19 protein-coding genes, 1 tRNA gene and 1 pseudogene are annotated in these 21,148 nt (G+C 68.1%); 6 read left to right on the forward strand and 15 right to left on the reverse strand.

The genetic code is table 11. The annotated features are described in order from the left end of the window. Positions 1-53 precede the first annotated feature (53 nt). Positions 54-278: pseudogene (locus C7C45_RS35670) on the reverse strand (replication initiator); the annotation flags it as partial. A gap of 30 nt (positions 279-308) precedes the next feature. Here C7C45_RS35670 and C7C45_RS08825 point away from each other — a divergent pair. From C7C45_RS08825 to C7C45_RS33585, 4 genes are all read left to right on the forward strand, one after another. After that, positions 309-767 (forward strand): GntR family transcriptional regulator, encoded by a 459-nt coding sequence (locus C7C45_RS08825; protein ID WP_341866479.1) that lies wholly within the window; start codon positions 309-311, stop codon positions 765-767. A 129-nt stretch (positions 768-896) separates the two neighbouring features. Continuing rightward, positions 897-2,894 carry an AAA family ATPase gene (locus tag C7C45_RS08830; protein WP_110563119.1) on the forward strand — a complete coding sequence of 666 codons (1,998 nt, stop codon included), beginning with the start codon at positions 897-899 and terminating at the stop codon, positions 2,892-2,894. A gap of 119 nt (positions 2,895-3,013) precedes the next feature. Further along, complete coding sequence (locus C7C45_RS08835; protein ID WP_146247296.1) at positions 3,014-3,553, forward strand: hypothetical protein; 540 nt, start codon at positions 3,014-3,016, stop codon at positions 3,551-3,553. Between the two features lie 196 nt (positions 3,554-3,749). Beyond that, positions 3,750-4,628, forward strand: a complete 879-nt coding sequence (locus C7C45_RS33585) for a hypothetical protein (protein ID WP_146247297.1) — start codon at positions 3,750-3,752, stop codon at positions 4,626-4,628. On the opposite strand, the gene C7C45_RS08845 is transcribed toward C7C45_RS33585, so the two are convergent. The 3 genes from C7C45_RS08845 to C7C45_RS08855 form a co-directional block, all read right to left on the reverse strand. Further along, positions 4,625-5,905, reverse strand: a complete 1,281-nt coding sequence (locus C7C45_RS08845; protein ID WP_110563122.1) for a DNA methyltransferase — start codon at positions 5,903-5,905, stop codon at positions 4,625-4,627. The two genes, C7C45_RS33585 and C7C45_RS08845, sit on opposite strands and share 4 nt — an antisense overlap. A gap of 340 nt (positions 5,906-6,245) precedes the next feature. After that, a complete protein-coding gene (locus tag C7C45_RS08850) occupies positions 6,246-6,611 on the reverse strand; it encodes a hypothetical protein (protein ID WP_110563123.1) in 366 nt (121 codons plus the stop codon). A gap of 434 nt (positions 6,612-7,045) precedes the next feature. Beyond that, positions 7,046-7,129 (reverse strand) — tRNA-Tyr (locus tag C7C45_RS08855). Between the two features lie 147 nt (positions 7,130-7,276). Here C7C45_RS08855 and C7C45_RS08860 point away from each other — a divergent pair. After that, positions 7,277-7,771, forward strand: coding sequence for a YajQ family cyclic di-GMP-binding protein (locus C7C45_RS08860; RefSeq protein WP_110563124.1), 495 nt, complete (start codon positions 7,277-7,279; stop codon positions 7,769-7,771). A 499-nt stretch (positions 7,772-8,270) separates the two neighbouring features. On the opposite strand, the gene C7C45_RS08870 is transcribed toward C7C45_RS08860, so the two are convergent. The 9 genes from C7C45_RS08870 to C7C45_RS08915 all read right to left on the reverse strand — a co-directional run bounded on the left by C7C45_RS08870 (position 8,271) and on the right by C7C45_RS08915 (position 17,925). Next, on the reverse strand, positions 8,271-9,530 hold the full coding sequence (locus C7C45_RS08870) for an MFS transporter (protein WP_110563125.1): 1,260 nt from the start codon (positions 9,528-9,530) through the stop codon (positions 8,271-8,273). 136 nt (positions 9,531-9,666) lie between these two features. Beyond that, a complete protein-coding gene (gene htpX, locus C7C45_RS08875; protein ID WP_110563126.1) occupies positions 9,667-10,542 on the reverse strand; it encodes a zinc metalloprotease HtpX in 876 nt (291 codons plus the stop codon). 121 nt (positions 10,543-10,663) lie between these two features. Next, positions 10,664-12,151, reverse strand: a complete 1,488-nt coding sequence (locus tag C7C45_RS08880) for an NADH-quinone oxidoreductase subunit N (protein ID WP_110563127.1) — start codon at positions 12,149-12,151, stop codon at positions 10,664-10,666. After that, a complete protein-coding gene (locus C7C45_RS08885) occupies positions 12,148-13,656 on the reverse strand; it encodes a complex I subunit 4 family protein (RefSeq protein WP_110563128.1) in 1,509 nt (502 codons plus the stop codon). Before C7C45_RS08885 ends, C7C45_RS08880 begins: the two co-directional genes overlap by 4 nt. A 114-nt stretch (positions 13,657-13,770) precedes the next feature. Further along, a complete protein-coding gene (locus C7C45_RS08890; protein WP_110563129.1) occupies positions 13,771-15,708 on the reverse strand; it encodes an NADH-quinone oxidoreductase subunit 5 family protein in 1,938 nt (645 codons plus the stop codon). Next, the gene (gene nuoK / locus C7C45_RS08895) at positions 15,705-16,067 is read right to left on the reverse strand and encodes an NADH-quinone oxidoreductase subunit NuoK (RefSeq protein ID WP_110563130.1); all 363 of its coding nucleotides are present in this window, start codon (positions 16,065-16,067) and stop codon (positions 15,705-15,707) included. Before nuoK ends, C7C45_RS08890 begins: the two co-directional genes overlap by 4 nt. Beyond that, positions 16,064-16,627, reverse strand: a complete 564-nt coding sequence (locus C7C45_RS08900; RefSeq protein WP_244200297.1) for an NADH-quinone oxidoreductase subunit J family protein — start codon at positions 16,625-16,627, stop codon at positions 16,064-16,066. Before C7C45_RS08900 ends, nuoK begins: the two co-directional genes overlap by 4 nt. Positions 16,628-16,670: 43 nt before the next feature. Beyond that, the gene (locus C7C45_RS08905) at positions 16,671-17,294 is read right to left on the reverse strand and encodes a NuoI/complex I 23 kDa subunit family protein (protein ID WP_110563131.1); all 624 of its coding nucleotides are present in this window, start codon (positions 17,292-17,294) and stop codon (positions 16,671-16,673) included. Positions 17,295-17,496: 202 nt separating this feature from the next. Beyond that, a complete protein-coding gene (locus C7C45_RS08915) occupies positions 17,497-17,925 on the reverse strand; it encodes an ester cyclase (RefSeq protein WP_110563132.1) in 429 nt (142 codons plus the stop codon). 89 nt (positions 17,926-18,014) lie between these two features. Here C7C45_RS08915 and C7C45_RS08920 point away from each other — a divergent pair, with 89 nt between their 5' ends. Beyond that, entirely contained in the window at positions 18,015-19,034 is a 1,020-nt protein-coding gene (locus C7C45_RS08920; protein WP_110563133.1) for a glutathione S-transferase family protein, read from the forward strand. Positions 19,035-19,346: 312 nt separating this feature from the next. Here the strand turns inward: C7C45_RS08920 and C7C45_RS08925 are convergent, their stop codons facing one another. Next, positions 19,347-20,309 (reverse strand): complex I subunit 1/NuoH family protein, encoded by a 963-nt coding sequence (locus C7C45_RS08925; protein WP_110563134.1) that lies wholly within the window; start codon positions 20,307-20,309, stop codon positions 19,347-19,349. After that, the gene (locus tag C7C45_RS08930; protein ID WP_110563135.1) at positions 20,309-21,133 is read right to left on the reverse strand and encodes an NADH-quinone oxidoreductase subunit C; all 825 of its coding nucleotides are present in this window, start codon (positions 21,131-21,133) and stop codon (positions 20,309-20,311) included. The genes C7C45_RS08925 and C7C45_RS08930 overlap by 1 nt, the downstream gene beginning before the upstream one ends. Positions 21,134-21,148: the final 15 nt, after the last annotated feature.

Below are 21,148 nucleotides of genomic sequence, written 5' to 3' on the forward strand. Positions count from 1 at the left end.
TACCGGATGGTCCGCTCGGCGTCCTCGGTGCCGGGCATGACGCCACGGGCGTCGACCTGGGCGCCGAAGCGCACGACGGGCACCGGTTCCGCGTCCGGGTCGTCGTCGATGGCGTCAAGGGCTTCCGTCCAGTTGCTCAGCGGGTCGCGGGAGTCGGGGTCGACCCATGTCGCCGCTTGCTCGTCCCAGACCGGGAGGCGGTCGAGGGTGTAGCGCTGGACGGCGACCGAGGGCCACCACACCTGGTGATAGGTCGCCGCCGCCACGGTGCGCAGCACATCGCGAGGGATAGTGCCCCGGATGGCGAAGTGGGCGTGCAGGGCGAGGCGGCGGAGGACGCGGTAATCCCACCGGGCACGCTCTTGCCTACGGAAGGCGCCCTGGCTGCGGAATTCCGTGCTGCCCGCGGCACGATAAGACGGGCCATCTCGATACTCCGCGAGGCAGGCCTGGTCGTCACTGAACATGGCCGTGGCACCTACTCCAACGCCCGGCCCATCGGGACCGCGTCAAGCAGAAGTTCCGAGTCTGAAACCCGACAGCGCGAAGTCGCCGCCAATCCAGAGCTCGCAGCTCTCTTTGCCGTCAAGGCCGGAACGGCACTGATCGAGCTAGAAAGCGTTGCACGCAGCAACGGAGACGTCGTCGTCACCAGGATCTACCGCCTGGTCGGGCCGCCCGACTACGACGACGTGGCACAAGCGGGCGGAAGCGCGTTCCATCGGCAAGCTGGCTTGCCAGTCGCGCCGTCCGATAGCACCGTCTAGGGGCCGCCGCAACCATCCCACCTGGATGTCGGCCAGGGGGCGCGCACTCACCGGCCTACCTAAAGTCATGGTTCCCGTGCGATCATGTGGCCCCATCGATAGAACAGGCGCGACTGGCGAGGCGGTTCCATGGTTGGACTTCCGGTCATACAACGGCTAGACGTCGACAATTACGGGCTGTACCCAGGACCGGAAGGTGGAACGCCCGGTCTACACGTCGAGTTCATGCCCGGCTTGACGCTTGTTCTTGGGGCTAACGGGTTAGGTAAGACAACACTGGTAACACTTCTCTTCAGAATGCTAACCGGGCCATTCGATATCCCAAAGGTTAGCGATGGGGAGGCACTCGGGAATAAATCACCCGAAAGCGCGGAAATTCCACGCCCCGAGCGGAGGATATTTGCTGCGCGAGTAGTTGATAAGGCTGCGGAGGCGCTGGCAGGGCTGACATACACCCTCGGCACCCGTCACATCGAGGTCACGCGCCAGGTTCATTCACTGGAACTGCAGTCCTTAATTGTCAACGGGGTGGAACAGGAATCCACGGAGGAACGATACCAGGATGTGGTCCAAGAGGCAGCGGGGTTAGCCTTCTATGGGGACTGGATCCTCATACTTCGACACCTCGTCTTTTACTTCGAAGACCGCAGAGCTCTCGTCTGGGATCCTGTGGCACAGAGTCAGTTACTCAGGCTCCTCTTTCTAAATATCGAAGAATCGCGCGAGTGGTCCGACCGAGAACGCGACATCTTCAAACTTGACAGCAGTGTACGGAACCTCGGGTACATGTTACGTAAAGAAGAGAAGCGGTTAGCCACTGTCGAAGCTAGCCGTCGCCCCGAACCCGAGCTCCGCCAGCAGCTAGCACTCCTGCAATCCGTTCAAGAGGAGGATCAGGAGCGTCTGGCCACGCTGAACGATCAGCTAATGCTATTGATTAACGACCGGCAACGGGTGCGTGTCAACTCCTTACGCGCTGAACAGGTGCAAGAGTCCACGATGCGTAAAGTCGAGCGATTACAGCTGGAGACAATCGCCGCCGCATTTCCTGGCGCCACGGAAGCCGGTAGATACATCGTCGGTCACCTTCTAGCCGAGGACCAGTGCATTACCTGCGGCACGGAAGTGCCGGAACTTGCGGAATCCCTACGCGAACGCGTCCAACACCTACTGTGCCCGATTTGCGGATCCGACGGGCTTGACGTAACTGAGGGTCGCCCAACTTCGGCAGCAGAGATTGCTGAAGCAACGGAGCGAGCAAGGGCCGCGAGTATTGAGAGCGCAGCTCTGTCCGGCGAGCGAGGCGATGCCGAAGCTGCTTACAGCGTGGCGTTAGCAGAGGTTACATCACTAACAGCAATGATCGATCGACGCGCTGCGGAGATACGCGACATACTTTCACGGCTCCCGCCGTCGGAGCACGACATCCACGGACAGGTGTCCGATCTGACGCGCATGAGGTCACGCTTGGAAGTTGAAAAGCATGACCTCACGTCAATGCGAGACAACTTCCAGGAATTCATTGCTGATGTCAGAGGGCGAATTGAGCAGCGCAGAGATTCGATCAAGGAAGCGTTCGACCGTTTCGCGAAGGGCTTTCTGGTCGAAGACTGTGAGTTAAAATGGCTGCCCAAAGCGCGCAGGATAGGCCAGTCGGGCGAACAGATAGAGATGCCTTCTTTTGAGGTTGATCTCACCGGTGCCGGATTCCTCTCTCCCGCTAGACGGTCGGGCCCGGAACAGGTCTCGGAGAGCCAGCGCGAGTTCATTGATATCTCTTTCCGGATGGCCTTGATGGAGGTGGCGGGTCAGGCTGGCGGAACCCTTGTTATCGATGCTCCGGAGTCCTCTCTGGATGCAGTCTTCGTCACCCGGGCCGCAGACGTCCTAACACGTTTCTCAACCACCCATGAAAACAACAGGCTAGTTGTCACGTCAAACCTTATTGACGGCGACCTTATACCGAAACTCCTTGGGAAATCGGGGATCACATCCAGCAGCGATCCCAGGGTGGTAGATCTTTTAAGTATTGCGGCGCCGACTAGAGCCACCAGGGATCTGGATTCTGAATACCAAGAGATTAGGCAGCGGCTTTTCAGCCGAGCGGCACGGGAAGCGCGCACATGAGTACGCGGTTAGCTGCCTCGGGCCTGCGTTGGATTGAACGTCGAATCCGCCTAGTCGCGATCCTGGATGCTCTCCGCTATGTCGGCCTCTCACCGACCAACGTTATGACAGTCCACGCGATGGCGTACTTGGCGGATGCGTTGGCACCAGTATGGGACCTTCCTATCCTGGACGGTCAAGTCCTCAAACGTCCGCAACGCCCATTCTTTCCTATCCTGCAAGCGGATCTAGACCGCCTGGTCGGACAAGGTACGGTCGAGGTGAGTAACGTTGCGTACGTTGAGGAGCCTGACGGGCAGTGGCGCATTAATGCGGACTACGCCATCAACCCCGAGATGCTGTCGCGAGTTGTCGGCGCCATTGCGCTTTTTGACGAGCAGGTCACGAAGTGGACATTCGTGCGCGAAGTTGTCTTCGCAGCAGCAGGTTTAGGGCCGGAAGGTTTGAACTATGTCGGTCTGCTAGACGCGGCGTACTCAAACCCCTCCATCGACACGGGTGAAATTATCGACATCGCGCCCGAAACCGGGGGCGAGAACGCAACAGCTGAAGTCGCGCATCGATTCTCCCGCGTGATGCGCGAGACCATGACCTTATCAAGCGCCGAGCTCGTGCACCTGTACGTCCGCCACCTCTATTCCAGGATGCAAGTTGTCTAGCCAATACAGGGACTCCTTCGGCTCGAACAGCCTCCTTAGAACTGCGGTCGCTCACTGCGGTGTTGGCGACGATGCCACCCAGCCTTTTCAGGCACGATTCTTGCGGGGAGTTGCACGACTGGTCAAAAAGCGGCTGGCAAGGGGTATAGATAATGACTCCCTCGCTGTCTTCGTACTCAGACCACCAGACAGAGAGGTGGCCGAGCTGCCCGATGGGCGTCTAGACAGAATGATCGACAATGGCCGGACTCCCGCTGAAGGTCGACTATGGCTGGTGGGACCGCCGGTTAATGTCGGCCGCAGTTGGTCAATTATTGACCTAGATGAAAACGCGGTTTTTGACTTCGTGATTGATACGGCCGGCCTCGGATCCGAGCCTGCGGTACTCTACGATCCGAAGCTCGAGCCGGCCGAGCTTCGCTATTACCCAGAGGGACTTTTACAGGCAGAGAACTGTGAGGTGGTGGCTGTCGAGATCCGCCAAGTTGATCTGAACGCGGTACTGGGAGTGGTCGATCAGGTTCACAAGAAGATTCTGGCAGCGCCGGGCGCGCCAGAATCGCTTGGTGGTTTATGGAGTAACCCCGACAGATTCCAGCCAGTCGAGAGAGCTGAACTTACCGTTCAGGCCCATTTGAAGACGGCGCTCTCGGTTCCCTTTCCGGATTGCTCGGTGCGCACGGAGCAAATAGATATCCCTGGGCGATTGGACATAGAGATCGTTGGCCCCGACTTGCTCAATGAGCATCGAATTATCTCGTATGTAGTGCTAGAACTGAAGATCCTCCGCAGCTACAGGAGCGGGGACAGAGTGACGGCTGTATCGCCAAGCGAGATCGTGACCTGGGTCGGCGATGGTGTTGATCAAGCGTATAGCTACAGACTTGCGCGCGGATCACTGGAGTCGGCTCTTTGCTGCTTCGACATGAGGAAGACGTTCTCGGGCCGCACGTGCTTCGATCACGTCGCAGACAAGGCGGCCAGCCTGGATGTCAGGCTGGAGGTTTGGCACCTTTTCGCCAGTACCAAGGCATACCGAGAGCACCAGGTATCCGAGGCACTGAGAAGGACTTAGGCCTTCTGTAAGACCACGAGAGACTCGGCTAGTTCGGGGCGCCATCCTTGCTGGGCCGAGGACTTCATATGCCTGATCGGGTCGGATCCTTTAACAGTCCAACCCTCAGCATCCGCAAGCTCGACGAGAATTCGCCCGGCGGGAACGTTAACCCCTGCGTACCGACTATCGCCGATGACGACCCAGCACTGGGCGCCGCTCGCCATTTGGGACATCACTCGACGTACGACGACGAGCAGGTCCGCGAAATAGCCGCCGATCATCTTTGGAATCCATTGATTCCAAAGACTCTTCTTGACATGCTCTAATGCGCCGACGACGGCAACGAGCGTCGGTGATCCAGGGGGCATCTCCGGATAATCACGCATCAATTGCACGTGGGACGCCAAGGTTGAGGTCCGTAGCACCCGGTTATCATCGCCAGCTTGGAGATAGCCGAGCATCCAAAGCTCAAGGTTGTACACGTCAGTGTAGTCGAACGAGTTGGGATAAGGCGGAGAGAAGACCGCGAGGTCGAACGGCCCCTCTGGCTGCACCTTACGTGCATCACCCTGCATCACTGCCCAAGAAGTTTTCGGTCTTTCCGCGAAGCGCTGAATATCACGGATTGCCCTCTCGGCGCGTTCAGAGAAGGCGTTATGGACCTGCTCTGGGACAGGCGAGGCGGCAGCCCAATTTCGGCGGTAGCGCCGCCCCTTTCCGCTGACCGTTACGTTGCTCACCTCTGCGAGCAGACCACCAGTGACTACACGAAACAAGCGCCTGGCGTCGGGGTATTCTAAACCTTCAATGCTGACCAAGATTGCGGCCAAGTTCTCGGCAATGTCACGGTTGAACAGCCATCGACTGCTGCCCGCACGCTCCAAGAAGGTCGCCGGGACATTGCCGAAGTATTCCAATGGGTCCGTCTGGCGCTTTAGCGCGTTCCGGCGAACTTCAGCCAGAGCGGCTATGAGTAAATCCAAGTCATAGCGGGTGAGCTTCGCCCGTATGACATCAGCCAAGAACGGATTGACTTCAACAGTAACCGAGTCGATACCAAGCATCTGGCATGCGAGCGCTGTCGTCCCGCTACCGCCAAAGGGATCCACGCACGAGTTGACCCTGATCGAGCTTTGCGAAACGGCTTTCTCGATGAGTTCCGGCGGGAATGCCTCTTTGAACCGGTGCCAACGCTGAAAAGCGATTGGCGGAGCGCCGTCATTGGTTCCGAGCGAGGGAAGGTGACGTTCTTCAGTCCACTTGGCAAACAGGGAGGACGATTCCAGTGAAGTCATCGCTCTTGATGCTCCCGATAGAAGGGGACATGGAAGTAGACGCCCAAACCACCCACCCCTCCCCGTTGTTGTGGATCTCGGGCATACTACACGACGGTCTATGAGCCTCTCGTAGCGGCGTAGCACTCCGAGTGCGGCTGCTACACCTGACCTGATCCCTAGTCGAGTGACTGCCGATTTGCTCTGTTCTGGATCAAGAGCGCCGCTGCGCGGCGCAGCGCGCGGGCGGTAGACCGCCCGGCGGCCAGCCGCCCCGGACCGCTACGCGGCCGGGGCGGGAAGCCACCGAATACCGCCGGGCAGCCGCCCCCGCGCCGAGGTGGGGCAGTCGATCCGCTGGCTACAGGCGTGAAGCGTCTTCCCTGTCCTGACTGACCGCGAGGCAGGCGACGAGGCGGGATGCGTCAGGTGCGAGGAAGAGCTGGTAAAACCAGGGCGTCTCGACGCCGCCAACCTGACCGATCAGCAACTCTCCCAGTTCTTCTGCCGAGACCAGCCGATCCACCGCCTGGGCGAACCCGAGCGTCCGGATGCCGCGCATACGGGTGTGCCGCTCTCGCCGCCGGTAGGTGGTGACCAGGGCCCCAACCGGTACCGCCCCGTCGAAGACCTTGAAGTCGTAGCCCGCTCGCAGAGCGTCGCGACATGACTCGTAGACGTCGCCGCGTTCAGCGCCGAGATGGACGATCAGGGTGTCTCGCTCCACCGGGCCATCCTGCCGGTCCGTTGACGTCCCATGCCCGGGAGGGATCAGACTCCGAAGCCGGCGAGCTCGACCACCGCAAGGCGGTACGGAAGCCGGCGCCGCTGGCCGCCATCGAAGTCTGGGCTTCCGACTGCCGCACCAGTCCAAGAAACGGGACTGGCTTGCCCCCGAGCGTCCCGCTGCCGGCCCGCACGGCAGCGCCTGCCTACCGAGGCCTCCCCGCGCCGTTACGCCGTCAAGAGGCGCCCAGGACCGATCTGCCCGAGTCCAGGAACCCGCGCTCGGCGCTCGACGTCGACCGGCAGGAGCAAGATCGACCTGCCCACCATCTGCCCACAACCAGTCGTCAGGGGCTGGACTCAGCCGGACCCAACTAGATCAACGACAACGGCCCCCGATCAGCATTTCTGCTGGTCAGGGGCCGTGTCTGCACCTGGTGGCGGGTAGAGGATTCGAACCTCTGAAGCTTTCGCGACGGATTTACAGTCCGCTCCCATTGGCCGCTCGGGCAACCCGCCAGGGCACCCCACCGCGTCGTAACGCGGCGGCGGAAGCAAGAATAGCGGCTCCCCCCGGTACCGGTGCAACCGGGTACGGTCAGGGGGTCGTGCCGCTGGTCGGTGGCCGACGGCAGGCCCAGACCGCCGGACAGCAGGAGCAGGAACATGGCAGCAAACCCGTCGTTCGACATCGTCAGCAAGGTTGACCGCCAGGAGGTCGACAACGCCCTCCGGCAGACGGAGAAGGAGCTCGGGACGCGGTTCGACTTCCGCGGCACCGGAGCGGAGATCTCCTGGTCTGGCGAGGAGGCGATCGGCCTTCAGGCGGAGACGGAGGAGCGGGTTCGCGCCGCACTGGACGTGTTCAAGGAGAAGTTGGTCAAGCGGAACATCTCGCTGAAGTCGTTGGACGCTGGCGAGCCACGCCCGTCCGGCAAGATTTTCAAGATCGACTGCAAGGTGATCCAGGGCATCGAGGCGGACAAGGCCAAGGCGATCAGCAAGAAGATCCGCGACGAGGGTCCCAAGGGCGTGCAGGCGCAGATCCAGGGCGACCAGCTGCGGGTCACCGGCAAGAAGCGGGACGATCTCCAGGCGGTCATCTCGCTGCTCAAGGGCGAGGACTTCGGCGTCGCCCTCCAGTTCAACAACTACCGGTAAGGCGGCGACCGCCGGCCTGGTAAACCGGGCCGACCACGCCTGCCACCTGGGCAGACATCGCCAGTTTCTGGTCGTCACTGGTCGCTCGTGAGCGGCCTCTGACGGCCCGACCGGGCCGCCGGCGGGGCATCCGTGTGAGCCTCGCGCCGGCAAGGTAGTCCAGATGACCGCCCAGACTCACTGGCAGGCGTGGCATGAGCCCTACGCCGATGAAAACTCCCCGCTGTCGCGTCGACTGCGGCTGGTCCAGCAGCACATAGCCTCGTGGCTTGATCAGCGTTCCGATGAGCGACTGACTGTGGTGAGCGCGTGCGCGGGGCAGGGTCATGACCTCATCGGCGTCCTCGCCTCAAGGTCTGATGCTCAGCGCGTACACGCGACCCTGCTTGAGGCGGTGTGTTCGTCGTGGCGGGTCTGGTGACGCCGTACCTCGTGCGGTGGGCGGAACGGGCGCGCCCGTACGGGACGCAGCCCGGGCCGGCGATGTAGCCGGCTCAGGTCAGACGGTGAGGGGCTCTTCGGTGCGTACCGCCGTGGTTTCCGCGCGGGCGATGGGCCCGGCGGGCGGCGCGGCGACCGCGGCCCCGACGGCTACCGCCGCCCCGGCGAACAGGAACGCCCACCGGACGCCACCGGCGTGGTCCACGATCAGGCCGGCAACCGAGCCGCCGGCGGCGCTCGCCGCGACCGCCACGGTGACCACCCAGGTGTACGCCTCGTTCAGCATGCCGGCGGGTGCGATCCGGCCGACCAGGGTGTTCTCCAGGGTCAGCGCGGGTGCGATGGTGGCCCCGCCGACGACCAGCGCGACACCCAGCGCCAGCGGGGTGGGCATCACCGCGAACACCACGAAGGTGCCGGCCAGTGCGGCGAGCAGCAGGGCGAACTGGCGGGTCATGTTCGGTGCGGGCCTGCGAACGCCGAACCAGAACCCGCCGATGGCGCTGCCGATCCCCCAGACCGCGAGCAGGAGGCCGGCCAGGCTCTCCGGGTCGTCGGTGGTGTGGCCGCTCGCGAATGCGGGGACGATCACCCCGGCGGCGCCGAACGCGATGCCCAGGCCGGCCACGCAGACCAGCAGGGCCGGGAAGCCGGCGACCCGCAGGGGGCCGAGCCCTCGGGCGTGGTGTTCCCGCGGGTGCGGACGCCAGGCGCGCATGACCCGGCCGAGGGCCACGGCGGTCGTGCCGGCCAGGGTGACCACGGCCGCGCCGAGCAGCGCGGCCGCCGCGTCGGCGAACAGTACGAAGCCGGCCACGAGCAGGGGGCCGAGCACGAACACGATTTCGAACAGCGAGGTCTCGGCGGCCAGCGCGGTGTTGCGCAGGGAGTACCGGCCGGAGTTGGGGCCGGTCAGGTCGTTCCAGGCGCCACGGATAGCGGCGGTGAGCGGCGGGTACGTGGCGCCGGCCACGGCTGAGGCGACGTAGATGGCCGCGAGGGCGTCGTCGCCGGAGCGGCTGGCCAGCAGCAGGCCGATGAGGGCCAGCGGGTGGGCCACGGCGGTGACCAGCAGGACGGGGCTCGGGCCGACCCGGTCGGCGATCCGTCCGGCCACCGGGCTGAGCGCGGCGCCGGCGACGGCGTAGATCCCGCCCGCGATGGCGGCCAGCGAGTACCGCCCGGTCACCTGCTCGACCACCAGGAGCAGCGCCAGCGGGGTCATGCCGATCCCGAGCCGCCCGATGATGCCGAAAACCAGCAACATCGGGGCGCCAGGAATCCGCCAGACACCCAGGTACTGACGCAGCGCGGCCACCGTGAACCTCCTGAGGATGTAATGGGCGTAAGCCGCTATGACCCTAACGCCGACGCCCAGCCGATAGACAACGGAATACAGCGCTCCGCCCGTACCCGGTGTGCGCGGGTACGGGCGGAGGTGGGGTTTCAGCGGGTCAGCGCTGGAACTGCACCGGCCCCTGATTGCGGGCCATCTGCTCCAGCCGGGCGACGCGGTCCTCCATCTTCGGGTGAGTGGAGAAGAGCGCGGCCATGCCGCCGCCCCGGAACGGGTTGGCGATCATGAGGTGGGCGGTGCTGGTGAGCTGGCCCTGGGCCGGCAACGGCCGACGTCGGGCCACCGCGTCGATCTTGCGAAGTGCGCTGGCCAGGGCCAGCGGGTCACGGCTCAGCTCGGCGCCCGAGGCGTCCGCCTGGAACTCGCGGCTCCGGCTGATCGCCAGCTGGATCACGGTGGCCGCGATCGGGCCGAGGATCAGGGTCAGCAGCAGCACGGCCGGGTTCGGCCGGTCCTCGTCGTCCCCGCCGCCCAGCGGGATGAAGAAGGCGAGGTTCGCCAGCAGGGTGATGATGCTGGCCAGGCCAGCCGCCACGCTGGAGATCAGGATGTCCCGGTTGTAGACGTGGGACAGCTCGTGCCCGATCACACCGCGCAGCTCGCGGTAGTCGAGGATCTCGGTGATGCCCTGGGTCACGCAGACCGCCGCGTGCTGCGGGTTCCGGCCCGTGGCGAACGCGTTGGGCTGCGCGGTCGGGCTGACGTAGAGCCGTGGCATGGGTTGGCGGGCGTCGGTCGCCAACTCGCGCACCATCCGGTACAGCTCGGGGAACTGTGCCTCGGTGACCGGTTGCGCCCCCATCGAGCGCAGTGCGAGCTTGTCGGAGTAGAAGTAGGAAACGCCGTTCATGACCAACGAGATGACGACGGCGATGACCAGGCCGCCACTGCCGCCGAACCCGTAGCCCACCGCGAGAATCAGTGCGGAGAGCAGGCCGAGCAGCGCGGCGGTCTTCAGACGGTTGTGGTGCACGATCTCTCCTTCGGTGCACGGATCGCCGGGATCCGCTGACCGGTGCAACAACCCGGTACCCGCCAACCATCCGTCTCAACGCTGAGAGTTCACTGAGACCGAAGTCGCAGATCAGGTCAGGTCAGCGGCCGGCCAGATCGAGCACCAACTGCGGGGCGACGCCGAGCACCACGGCGGCCACCGTCGCCACCGCCAGCACCACCGCCACCACACCCACCAGGGGTACGGCCGCAGCGCCGCCGCCATTCGGGGCGGCGAGGGGCGTCGGCGCCCAGAGCGCGGCGGTCACCCGCAGGTAGTAGGCCAGCCCGATCACCGCATTCAGCGCCACCACCAGCGCCAGCCAGGCCGCCCCGCCGTCCAGCAACGCCCGCACCACTGTCACCTTCGCGAACAGGCCGGCCAGCCCCGGTGGCAGGCCCGCCAGACCCACCAGCGCGAGACCGAGCGCGGCGGCCCGCCACGGATGCCGACGGGCCGCCCCGCGCAGGTCGTCCACGGTGCCGCCATCCGCGCCCGCTGGCCGCAGCGCGGTCACCCCGGCGAACGCGGCCAGCTCCAACACCACGAAGAAGACGGCGTACGTCACCGCGGCGGCGTACGCGGCGGACCGCGCCTCCTCCGTGCGCCCGGCAGCCAGCGCCAGAGCGCCCAGCGGGGCGAGAATGTAGCCGGCCTGCGCGACGGACGACCAGGCGAGCAGCCGGACGGTACGCCGCTGACGCAGGGCGACGAGGTTGCCGACGGTCATCGTGAGCACCGCGAGCAGGGCGAGCACCGGGCCGGTCTGATCCGCCGGTAGTGCCCGCTGCACCACGGCGAGTAGAGCGACCAGCCCACCCAGCTTCGACGCCGTGGACAGGTACGCGGCCACCGGCAGCGGTGCGCCGTCGTAGGTGGCCGGCGCCCAGGCGTGGAACGGCACCGCCGCCACCTTGAAGGCCAGCCCGACCAGCAGCACCGCCACCGCGGCGGTGGTCAGCGGCAGCTCCCGCAGCTCTGGCCGCTCGGCGAGCAACGCGCTGAGCCGGTCCAGGTGCAGCCCACCGGTCACCGCGTACAGCAGCGCGGCGCCGAGCAGGGTCAGCGTGGTCGCCACCACGCTCACCACGAAGAACGTCAACGCGGCCTCGGCGCTGGCGAGGCTGCCCCGGCGCAGGCCGACCAGCACGTACAGCGGCAGCGTCAGCGTCTCCAGGGCGACGATCAGGGTGATCAGGTCGCCGGCCGCGCCGAGCACCACGCCGCCGGTCATCGAGCAGGCCAGCAGGAAGGCGTACTCTCCCACCGGTGACCGGCCGGCGAGCAGCGCGGGCACGGAGAGCCCGAGCACGCCGAGGGTGAGCAGCGCCACCACGGCGGCAACCAGCGCGGCCCGACCGCCGAAGATCCAGGAGCAGTCGGCGCCGACGCAGAACGTCCGCCGCTCCCCGCCCAGGCCGACCAGGACGGCACCGACGGCGGTGCCCAACGCGCCGAGCGCCGCCACCGCGATCGTGGCCCGTGCCCGGGCCAGGAGCAGGTCGGTGAGGAGCACGAGCACGGCGGTGCCGGCGGCCAGGTAGGCCGGCAACAGCGCAACGCTGTCGACGCTCTGCACGCCAGTCATGGGAAGACCACCCCAATCAGGGCGTCGACGGGGGCCTCGGCGACGCCGAGGACAAGCGCCGGGGCCAGCCCGATGGCCAACGCGAGCAGCACCAGCGGCACCCACGCGGTCAGCTCCGCACCGGCCAGGCCAGGGCCGACCTGCCCGACGGCGGGGCTTGGCCGGTTGTGGGTGACCTGGCGCAACAGCCGCAGGAAGTACGCGGCGGTGAGCGCGCCGCCGACCGCGGCCAGCACCCCGAGGGTGGTCCACAGCGGGCCGCCCACCTGAACGGCGGCGATCACCGCGAACGCCTCGCCCCAGAAACCGGCCAGCCCTGGCAGGCCCAGCGAGGCGATCGCCGCGAACGCGAGCAGCCCAGCCAACCGAGGCGCGGTCTCCCGCAGCCCGGACAGCTCGGCGAGAGTGCCCGTGCCGGTACGGTCCTTCACCGCGCCGGCCAGGAAGAAGAGCAAGCCGGTGATCACCCCGTGCGCGACGTTTCCGATCAACGCCGCCTGGAGGCCGACGGTGGTCAGCGTGGCGACACCCAGCAGCACGAAGCCCATGTGCCCCACGCTCGAATACGCGATGAGCCGTTTCACGTCGGCCTGGGCCAGACAGACCAGCGAACCGATCAGGATCGCGGCGACGGCCAGCACACCGAGCACCGGCGACGCCCAGCGGGCACCCTCCGGTGCCACCCCCACCGCCACCCGGATCAGACCGTAGGTGCCCATCTTCAGCAACACCCCGGCCAGCACGACACTGCCCACCGTGGGGGCCTGGGTGTGCGCGTCGGGCAGCCAGGAGTGCAGCGGCCACAGCGGGCTCTTCACCGCGAACGCCAGCGCCAACAGGGTGAACGCGGCCAACTGGGTGCCCCGGGACATCCCCGCACCGCCGGTCAACGCCACCACGTCCGCGGTGCCGGCGGCGGCCACCACGACGTACACGCCGACCAGCAGCAACACCGAGCCGAACAGGGTGTAGAGCGCGAACTTGCGAGCCGCCCGACGCCGGTCCGCGCCACCCCAGCCGGCGATGATCGCGTACATCGGCAGCAGGACGACCTCGAAGAAGAGGAAGAACAGCACCAGATCCAGGGCGAGGAAGGTGCCCAGGATGCCCACCTCGACCACCAGCAGCAGCGCGACCAACGCCCGGCCACTGCCGCCGTCCGGAACACGCCACATCGTGTACGCGCAGCAGAGCAGGGTGAGCAGCGCGGTCAACACCACAAGCGGCCAGGAGATGCCGTCGACGCCGAGGTGGAAACGCAACTCCAGGCCGGGCACCCACGGCAGGTCCAGTTGATGCCACGGGCGCACCGCCGGCGCGTCCGCCGACCAGGCGAACCAGCCCCGACCCCCGAACACCAGCGGCACCGCGGCCAACAGGGTCAGCGCCGCCGCCACCGTGCCGACCAGCCGGGCCGCCCGGTCCCGGGGCGTCGCCGCCACCGCGACCGCACCCAGTGCCGGCACCGCCAGGACGGCCACCAGCAACACCTGCCCAAAGCTCACCGGACCGCCTCTGTTCGCGACTGCGGGGCTCGCAACCCCGACTCACTCCTCGCGCTCACCGGACCGCCTCTGTTCGCGACTGCGGGGCTCGCAACCCCGACTCACTCCTCGCGCTCACCGGATCACTCCGATCAGGGTGGCTGCCAACCCGATCAGCAACGCGCCGGCCAGCACACCTGCGGCGGCCCGGGGCAGCGCCGCTCGGTGCAGCGCGGCCAGCCCCGCGCCCAGACCGGAGGCGGCCCGCCCGCTGCCCTCGACCGCGCCGTCCACCACCACCTCGTCGCCGGAGCGCGCGGCGCGGGCCAGCGCGCGGGCGGGACGTACGACAAGGGTGTGCTGGACCTCGTCGAGCCGGAACGCGCGGGCGAAGACCGGCCGCAGCGGACCCAGCGCGGCCGCCGGATCGGCGGCCCGGTTCCGACGCCAGCCCAGCGTTACCAGCCCCGCGCCGACCAGCAGCAACGCCAACGGCAGCAGCACCCCGGACCCGAGGTGGACCAGGCCGTCCTCGGAGCCCGCCACCGGGACGGTCGGGAACCGCAGGCGGTCGGCGAACGCCCCGACGAACCCGGCCAGACCGAGCAGCGCGGCCGGCACGGCCAGCAGCAGCACCGGCCAGCGCAGCAGCGCCGGCGGATCGTGCGGCCGGACCAGCGGCAGGCGTGGCGCACCGAAGAAGGCGCGCAGCAGCAGCCGACCGGCGTACCAGGCGGTGATCGCCACACCGACCAACCCGGCCAGCCACACCAGCCAGCCCACCCAGGACGGCGCGGGGCCGGTGCCCTCCAGCGCGGCCGACTCCGCCACCGTGAGGACGCCGTCCTTGCTCCAGAAGCCAGCCAACGGCGGCACCCCCGCCAGCGCCCCCAGGCCCACCACCGTGCACCAGAACGTCAGCGGCATGCTTCGCCGCAACCCGCCCATCTCCGACATCAGGGTGGTGCCGACCGCGTGGATCACCGCACCGGCGGCGAGGAACAGCAACGCCTTGAACGCGGCGTGGGTGAGCAGGTGGAACAGCGCCGCCGACGGTGAGCCCACCGCCAGAGCGCCCGTCATGTAGCCCAACTGGGAAACGGTCGACCAGGCCAGCACCCGCTTGATGTCGTCCTGTGCGGTGGCGGCGAGCGCGCCGAGCAGCAGTGTGATCGCGCCGAGCACCCCCAGCACGGTCAGCGTGACCGGCGCGGCCGTGAACAGCGGGTAGAGCCGGGCCACGGCGTACACCCCGGCGGCGACCATCGTCGCCGCGTGGATCAGCGCGGAGATCGGCGTCGGGCCGGCCATCGCGTCCGGCAGCCAGGTGTGCAGCGGGAACTGCGCGCTCTTACCGGCCACCCCGGCGAGCAACAGCAGGCCGGCGGCGGTCAACGTCACGCCGGAGTGGTCCTGGGCGAGCACGTCGGCGATCCGGAAACTGCCCGTCGACACGCCGAGCAACGCGATGCCGAGCAGGAACCCGACGTCACCGACCCGGGTCACCAGAAACGCCTTCATCGCAGCGGCCGGGGCGCCGGGCAGTCGGCGGTCGTGGGCGATGAGCAGGTACGAGCAGAGGCCCATCACCTCCCAGCCGACCAGCAGCATGATCAGGTCGCCGGCGACCACCACCAGCAGCATGGCACCGGTGAACAGGCTGATCTGGGCGGCGTACGGCGGGTAACGGTGGTCGACGTCCACGTCGTCGTTCGGACCGCGCCGCAGGTAGCCGATCGAGTAGACCTGCACGGCCAGGGCGACCGCGGTGACCGCCACCGCGACCAGCGCGGCGGCGCCGTCCAGCCGTACGCCGAGCGTCACCCTCAACCCGCCGACGTCGACCCAGGTGGTCGACGTCTCCGTCGGCCCGTCGACGGTCAGCAGGAGTGCCACGGCCAACGCCAGCGCGCCAGCCGCGCCGGTGACGCCGAGCGCGATGGCCAACCGTCGGGCCCGGTCACCACCCGCCGCACCCGCGCCCGGGTGCCGCGGGGCCGGCGGCAACAGCAGACCGACCAGGCCGGCGACCAGCGGAACGGCGGGCAGCAGCGCCCCGAGCAGCCCGGTCACCGGCCCGCCTCCCTGTCCAGGACGGCCGGCTCGCGCCGGTCGACGGGATGAGCCGGCTCGGTCAGTGCCACGTCATCCACCGCCACGGTGGCCCGCAGCCGGTAGAGCTGCAGGACGATCGCCAGCCCCACCCCGATCTCGGCGGCGGCGAGGACGATGACGAACAGCGCGAAGACCTGCCCGGAATGCGGCAACACGGCGCGGGCGGTGGTGTCCGCGGTGACCAGGATCAGGTTGACCGCGTTGAGCATCAGCTCGACCGACATCAGCACCAGCACCGCGTTGCGTCGGCGCAGCACGCCGTACACGCCGAGGCCGAACAGCAGCGCGGCGGTGACGTACGGGATGACCGGCCTCACCGGCGCCCCCCGGTCTCGACGTCGACCCCGGGCCGCTCGGCGGCGGGATCCGCGCCCGGGCCTGGTCGGCCGATGTCCGGCCGGGACAGCACGATCGCGCCCACCAGGGCGGACAGCAGCAGCACGGAGAGCACCTCGAACGGCAGCACCCAGGATTGGAAGATCTGCTCCCCCAGCCGCTCGGCGGTGCCCGCCCGGGGCAGCGCGACCGTGCCCCAGCGGTACGCGTCGACGAGCAGGACGGTCAGCCCCAGCCCGGCGCCGCCACCGATCAGGGCGGCCGGCCAGCCCGGCCGGTCCAGGTCGTCGGAGGCGCCGATCGGGGCCCGGGTCAGCATCACCGCGAACAGCAGCAGGACCACCACCGCGCCCACATAGATCAGCACCTGCACCCAGGCCACCAGCTCGGCGCTGAGCACCAGGAAGTCGCCGGCCAGCGCGCCCAGGCACACCACCAGGTAGAGCCCCGCCCGGACCAGGTGTTTCGTCGTCACCACCAGCACACCGGCGCCGACCGCCACCGCGCCGACGGCGAGCAGCAGCACGTCCGCGCCGGTCACCGAGCCGCCCCCACGGCTGGGGCCGGCACCCGACGGGCGGCCGTCACGACGCCGGACCTGGGTCGGCGCCGGGCTCGGAGCGTACCGATGAAGGGGCCGGACGCGGGGCGGACGCCTTGCGCGCGGCGGCGGTCTCCTCCTTGGCCGGCTCCCCGTTGGGGTCGTGTGCGGGCGGCGGCGGGACCGTGGCCATCCACTGACCGAGGTGGTCCTTGTCGTGCAGCAGGTCCTTGATGTCGTACTCGGCGTACTCGAACTCCGGCGACCAGTAGAGCGCGTCGAACGGGCAGACCTCGATGCAGATGCCGCAGTACATGCAGAGCGAGAAGTCGATGTCGAACTTGTCGAGCACGTTGCGCTGGCGGGGGCGGGCGGCGCCGGGCACCGCCACCTCCTCCTTGTGCGAGTCGATGTAGATGCACCAGTCCGGACATTCCCGGGCGCAGAGCATGCAGACCGTGCAGTTCTCCTCCGACAACGCGATCACGCCTCGGGAGCGGGGCGGCAGGTCGGGAGCCACGTCCGGGTACTGCTGGGTGGTCGACCGGCTGGTCATCGTCTTGAGGGTGACCGCCAGCCCCTTCACCAGACCCGCGCCGGGCAGGCTGCGCGCGCTGGTGGCGCCGGCCGGGTCGCCGTGCTCGCTGGGGTCGCTCATGTCGACCATCCTGCCCTGTGGCCTCGGCGCGCGCGACCACCACCCGTGGGTCGACGGCCCTAGGGTGTACTCGGGGAGCGCGGACCGCCCGGAGGATCGATGCCCGTCAAACTTGGGAGCTTCTACCCGCCGGAGGGCGGGTGGACCGTCGATGACCTCGACAGGCTTCCCGATGACAATCGTCGCCGAGAGCTGCTCGACGGCATCTTGCTCATGCCCCGGGTCCGCTGACGACCGTCGGGGGCAGCATCTCGACGCCGAGTTGTTGCAGCAACTGGAACAGCTCGTTGCAACTCCACACCTCGACGATCCGGCCCGCCGCGTCGAACCGCAGGAAGGTCGCACCGGAATAGCTCACCACCTGCCCGGTCGGGAGCACCGGCCCGAACTGCCCGACGTGCGTGCCGGCGGCCCGCCAGTGCACGGCCACCCGCTCACCGGCCGCGACCACGTCCACGATCTTGTAGCGGAGGTCCGGGAAGGCCGCCCGCCGCTCCCGGTGCCACGCCAACGTCGCCTCCGGCCCGGTGCCGCCCAGCCCCGGGCACTCCTCGGCGATCAACTCGTACGCCGACTCCTCCCGGCGGGCGTTCCACACATCCGCGATGAAACGCCGGGCCGTGGCCTCCACATCCGTCATGCCGGCAGGGTATCCGGGCCGGCTCGGCGTCGGTCCGCCGTAGATCGGTAAGGATGGGGTAGAGACAGTGACCGGACCGGGAGGATGACGTGGGCGAGCAAACAGGCGGAAAGTACGTCGAGCCGGGTGGCGAGTTCACCCGCGACCAGCGGTACATCGCCACGCGGATCACCGAGGACGGGCGCGACGGATATCCGGTGGAGCCGGGCCGGTACCGGCTGGCGGTCAGTCGGGCCTGCCCGTGGGCCAACCGCCTGATCATCGTGCGTCGGCTGCTCGGTCTGGAGGACGCCATCTCGATGGCGGTGGCCGGCCCGACCCACGACGCCCGGAGCTGGACCTTCGACCTCGACCCGGGCGGGCGGGACCCGGTGCTCGGCATCGAGCGCATCCAGGAGGCGTACTTCAAGCGCTTCCCCGGCTACGAGCGCGGCATCACCGTCCCGGCGATCGTCGACGTGCCGACCGGTCAGGTGGTGACCAACGACTACGCGCAGATGAGCCTCGACCTGTCCACGCAGTGGGGCGCGTACCACCGCGACGGCGCCCCGAAGCTCTACCCCGAGCACCTGCGGGCCCAGATCGACGAGGTCAACGACGTGGTCTTCCGGGACGTCAACAACGGCGTCTACCGCTGCGGGTTCGCCGGCAGCCAGGAGGCGTACGAAAAGGCGTACCACCGGCTCTTCGACCGGCTGGACTGGTTGACCGAGCGGCTGACCGACCAGCGTTACCTGGTCGGCGACACCATCACCGAGGCGGATGTGCGGCTGTTCACCACGCTGGTCCGCTTCGATCCGGTCTACCACGGCCACTTCAAGTGCAACCGGCAGAAGTTGAGCGAGATGCCGGTGCTGTGGGCGTACGCGCGGGACCTGTTCCAGACCCCCGGGTTCGGTGACACCATCGACTTCGACCACATCAAGCGGCACTACTACGAGGTGCACCGCGACATCAACCCGACCGGGATCGTGCCGCTCGGCCCCGACCTGTCCAACTGGGTCACCCCGCACGGTCGGGAGGCCCTCGGTGGCCGCCCCTTCGGCGACGGCACCCCACCCCCGCCGCCGGCCGAGCCCGTCGACCCCGCACACACTCCGCTGCGCTGAGCCAGCGAGCCTCTCCGCTCAGGCGAGGTGGCCGGGTGGTGGGGGTGTTCGCGTCCGCTCAGGCGGGGTGGCCGGGTGGTGGGGGTGTTCGCGTCCGCTCAGGCGGGGTGGCCGGGTGGTGGGGGTGTTCGCGTCGCCTTTGCTCTGCTTCAACCCAGGCAACACTCATGCCGCGCGAGTGTTGCCTGGGTTGAAGCAGAGCAAAGGACGTCGAGACGGGGTGGTTACCCCGGCGGGCGTCGGGCGTCAGGCCGGACCTCGCGCCGCAATCGACGCCGCGTCGGGGTCCGTGAGGGTGATGCCGCCGCGGCCTCAGAGAGCGATGCGGACCGCGGCGGTGAGGACCAGTTGCCCTAGGGAGGCCGGCACCAGCACCAGCCAGCAGAGGCGTTGGAGCTGGTCCTCGCGCAGCCGGGGGTAGGACACCCGCAGCCAGATGATCACGAAGGACACCGCGAAGATCTTGAGCAGCGTCCAGAGCCAACCCAGCTGATCGTCGGCGAACGGGCCCTGCCACCCACCGAGGAACAGCACCGTGGTCAGCGCGGCGATCACCACGATGCCGACGTACTCGGCGAGCAGGAAGAACGCGAAGCGCAGACCGGTGTATTCGGTCAGGTAGCCGAAGACCAGCTCCGAGTCGGCCACCGGCATGTCGAACGGCGGCCGGCGGATCTCGGCCAGACCGGCGACGAAGAAGATGATCATCGCGGGTGCCTGCCAGAGCAGCCACCACGGCTGCCACGCCTCGACGATGCCGGAGAGGCTGAGCGTGCCCGCCGCCATCGCCACCGAGGCGGCGGCCAGCACCAACGGCAACTCGTAACCGAGCAACTGGGCGGCCCCACGCAGGCCACCGAGCAGGCTGTACTTGTTGGCCGACGCCCACGCCGACATCAGCACCGCCACGACCCCGACACCGACCACGGCCAGCACGAAGAACAGGCCGATGTCCAATGGTTGCCCGACCAGGTCGTTCGGGCCGAGCGGAATGACCAGCAGCACCAGCAGGTAGGGCACCAGGGCCACCGCCGGGGCCAGCCGGAACACCGCCCGATCCGCCTCGCGCGGGGTCACGTCCTCCTTCTGCACGAACTTGACCCCGTCCGCGACCAACTGGGCCCAGCCGTGAAAGCCGCCCGCGTACATCGGGCCGAGCCGGCCCTGCATGTGCGCCATCACCTTGTGCTCGGCCTGGCCGACCAGCAACGGCAGGGTGAGGAACGCGACCAACACGCCGCCCACCCGCAGCACCAGCTCCACCCAGAGCGGCATCAGGTCGTACCCCCGTCGTCGTCGGTGCGGCCGTCGCGGGCCGGCGGGTCCGCGACCGGATCCGACCCCGGCTGGTCGGCCGGGCCCGCCCCGTCAGCGGGCGCGGCCGGGCCGTCTGCGGATGCGGCAGACCGGGGAGTACGCGCCGGACGGGCCCCCGGGGCGGGCCGCGCCGGACGTTCACCGGCGGGCCTGGCCGGGGTGCCGCCACGCGGACCCTCCCCCACACCACCAGCGCCGGCCGGGGTGGGCGTGGTGCCCCACTCCCCCGGAGCGGGAACGCCCGGCGGGCGGATCGGTCGACGCCCACCACCGGCCTCGGACTCGCCCGGCTCCTTCGCGCCCGGCCAGGGCTTGGCCACCCGGGAAGCGAGCACGAACTCCTTACGCAGCGGGTGCCCCTCGAACTCCGGCGGCAGCAACAGCGGCAGCAACTCCCCGTGGCCGGCGAAGTCGATGCCGAACATCTCGTGTGTCTCCCGCTCGTGCCAGGCCGCGCCCGGGTAGACGTCGACCACCGAGGCGACAGTCGGCGCGCTGCGCGGCAACCGGGTACGCAGCAGCACACCGTGTCGCAGCCGCGTCGACCAGAGGTGCGCCACCACGTCGAAGCCTTCGGTCAACTCGTCGACCGCGGAGAGCCAGTCGAAGAAATCGCAGGCCAGCTCGGCGTCGTCGCGGGCGGCACGAACGGCCGCCAGCCAGCTCTCCGCCGGCACGTCGACGGTGGCGCGGGCGAACCGTTGCCCACCGGAGACCGACGGGGTCGCCGCAACCGGCGCGAGCAGCGCCACCAGCCGAGCGCCGAGGGCTTCGGGAGTCATGCCGCTGATCCTAGG

Origin of the sequence: Micromonospora arborensis, from assembly GCF_003205615.1 — a bacterium.
Lineage (GTDB): Bacteria > Actinomycetota > Actinomycetes > Mycobacteriales > Micromonosporaceae > Micromonospora > Micromonospora arborensis.

Coding starts and splice junctions, on each gene's coding strand:
- C7C45_RS08830 (WP_110563119.1), top strand. CDS start 897: ATGGTTGGACTTCCGGTCATACAACGGCTAGACGTCGACAATTACGGG.
- C7C45_RS08835 (WP_146247296.1), top strand. CDS start 3,014: ATGGCGTACTTGGCGGATGCGTTGGCACCAGTATGGGACCTTCCTATC.
- C7C45_RS08905 (WP_110563131.1), bottom strand. CDS start 17,294: ATGGTCGACATGAGCGACCCCAGCGAGCACGGCGACCCGGCCGGCGCC.
- C7C45_RS08880 (WP_110563127.1), bottom strand. CDS start 12,151: ATGACTGGCGTGCAGAGCGTCGACAGCGTTGCGCTGTTGCCGGCCTAC.
- C7C45_RS08860 (WP_110563124.1), top strand. CDS start 7,277: ATGGCAGCAAACCCGTCGTTCGACATCGTCAGCAAGGTTGACCGCCAG.
- C7C45_RS08845 (WP_110563122.1), bottom strand. CDS start 5,905: ATGACTTCACTGGAATCGTCCTCCCTGTTTGCCAAGTGGACTGAAGAA.
- C7C45_RS08925 (WP_110563134.1), bottom strand. CDS start 20,309: ATGCCGCTCTGGGTGGAGCTGGTGCTGCGGGTGGGCGGCGTGTTGGTC.
- C7C45_RS08915 (WP_110563132.1), bottom strand. CDS start 17,925: ATGACGGATGTGGAGGCCACGGCCCGGCGTTTCATCGCGGATGTGTGG.
- C7C45_RS08930 (WP_110563135.1), bottom strand. CDS start 21,133: ATGACTCCCGAAGCCCTCGGCGCTCGGCTGGTGGCGCTGCTCGCGCCG.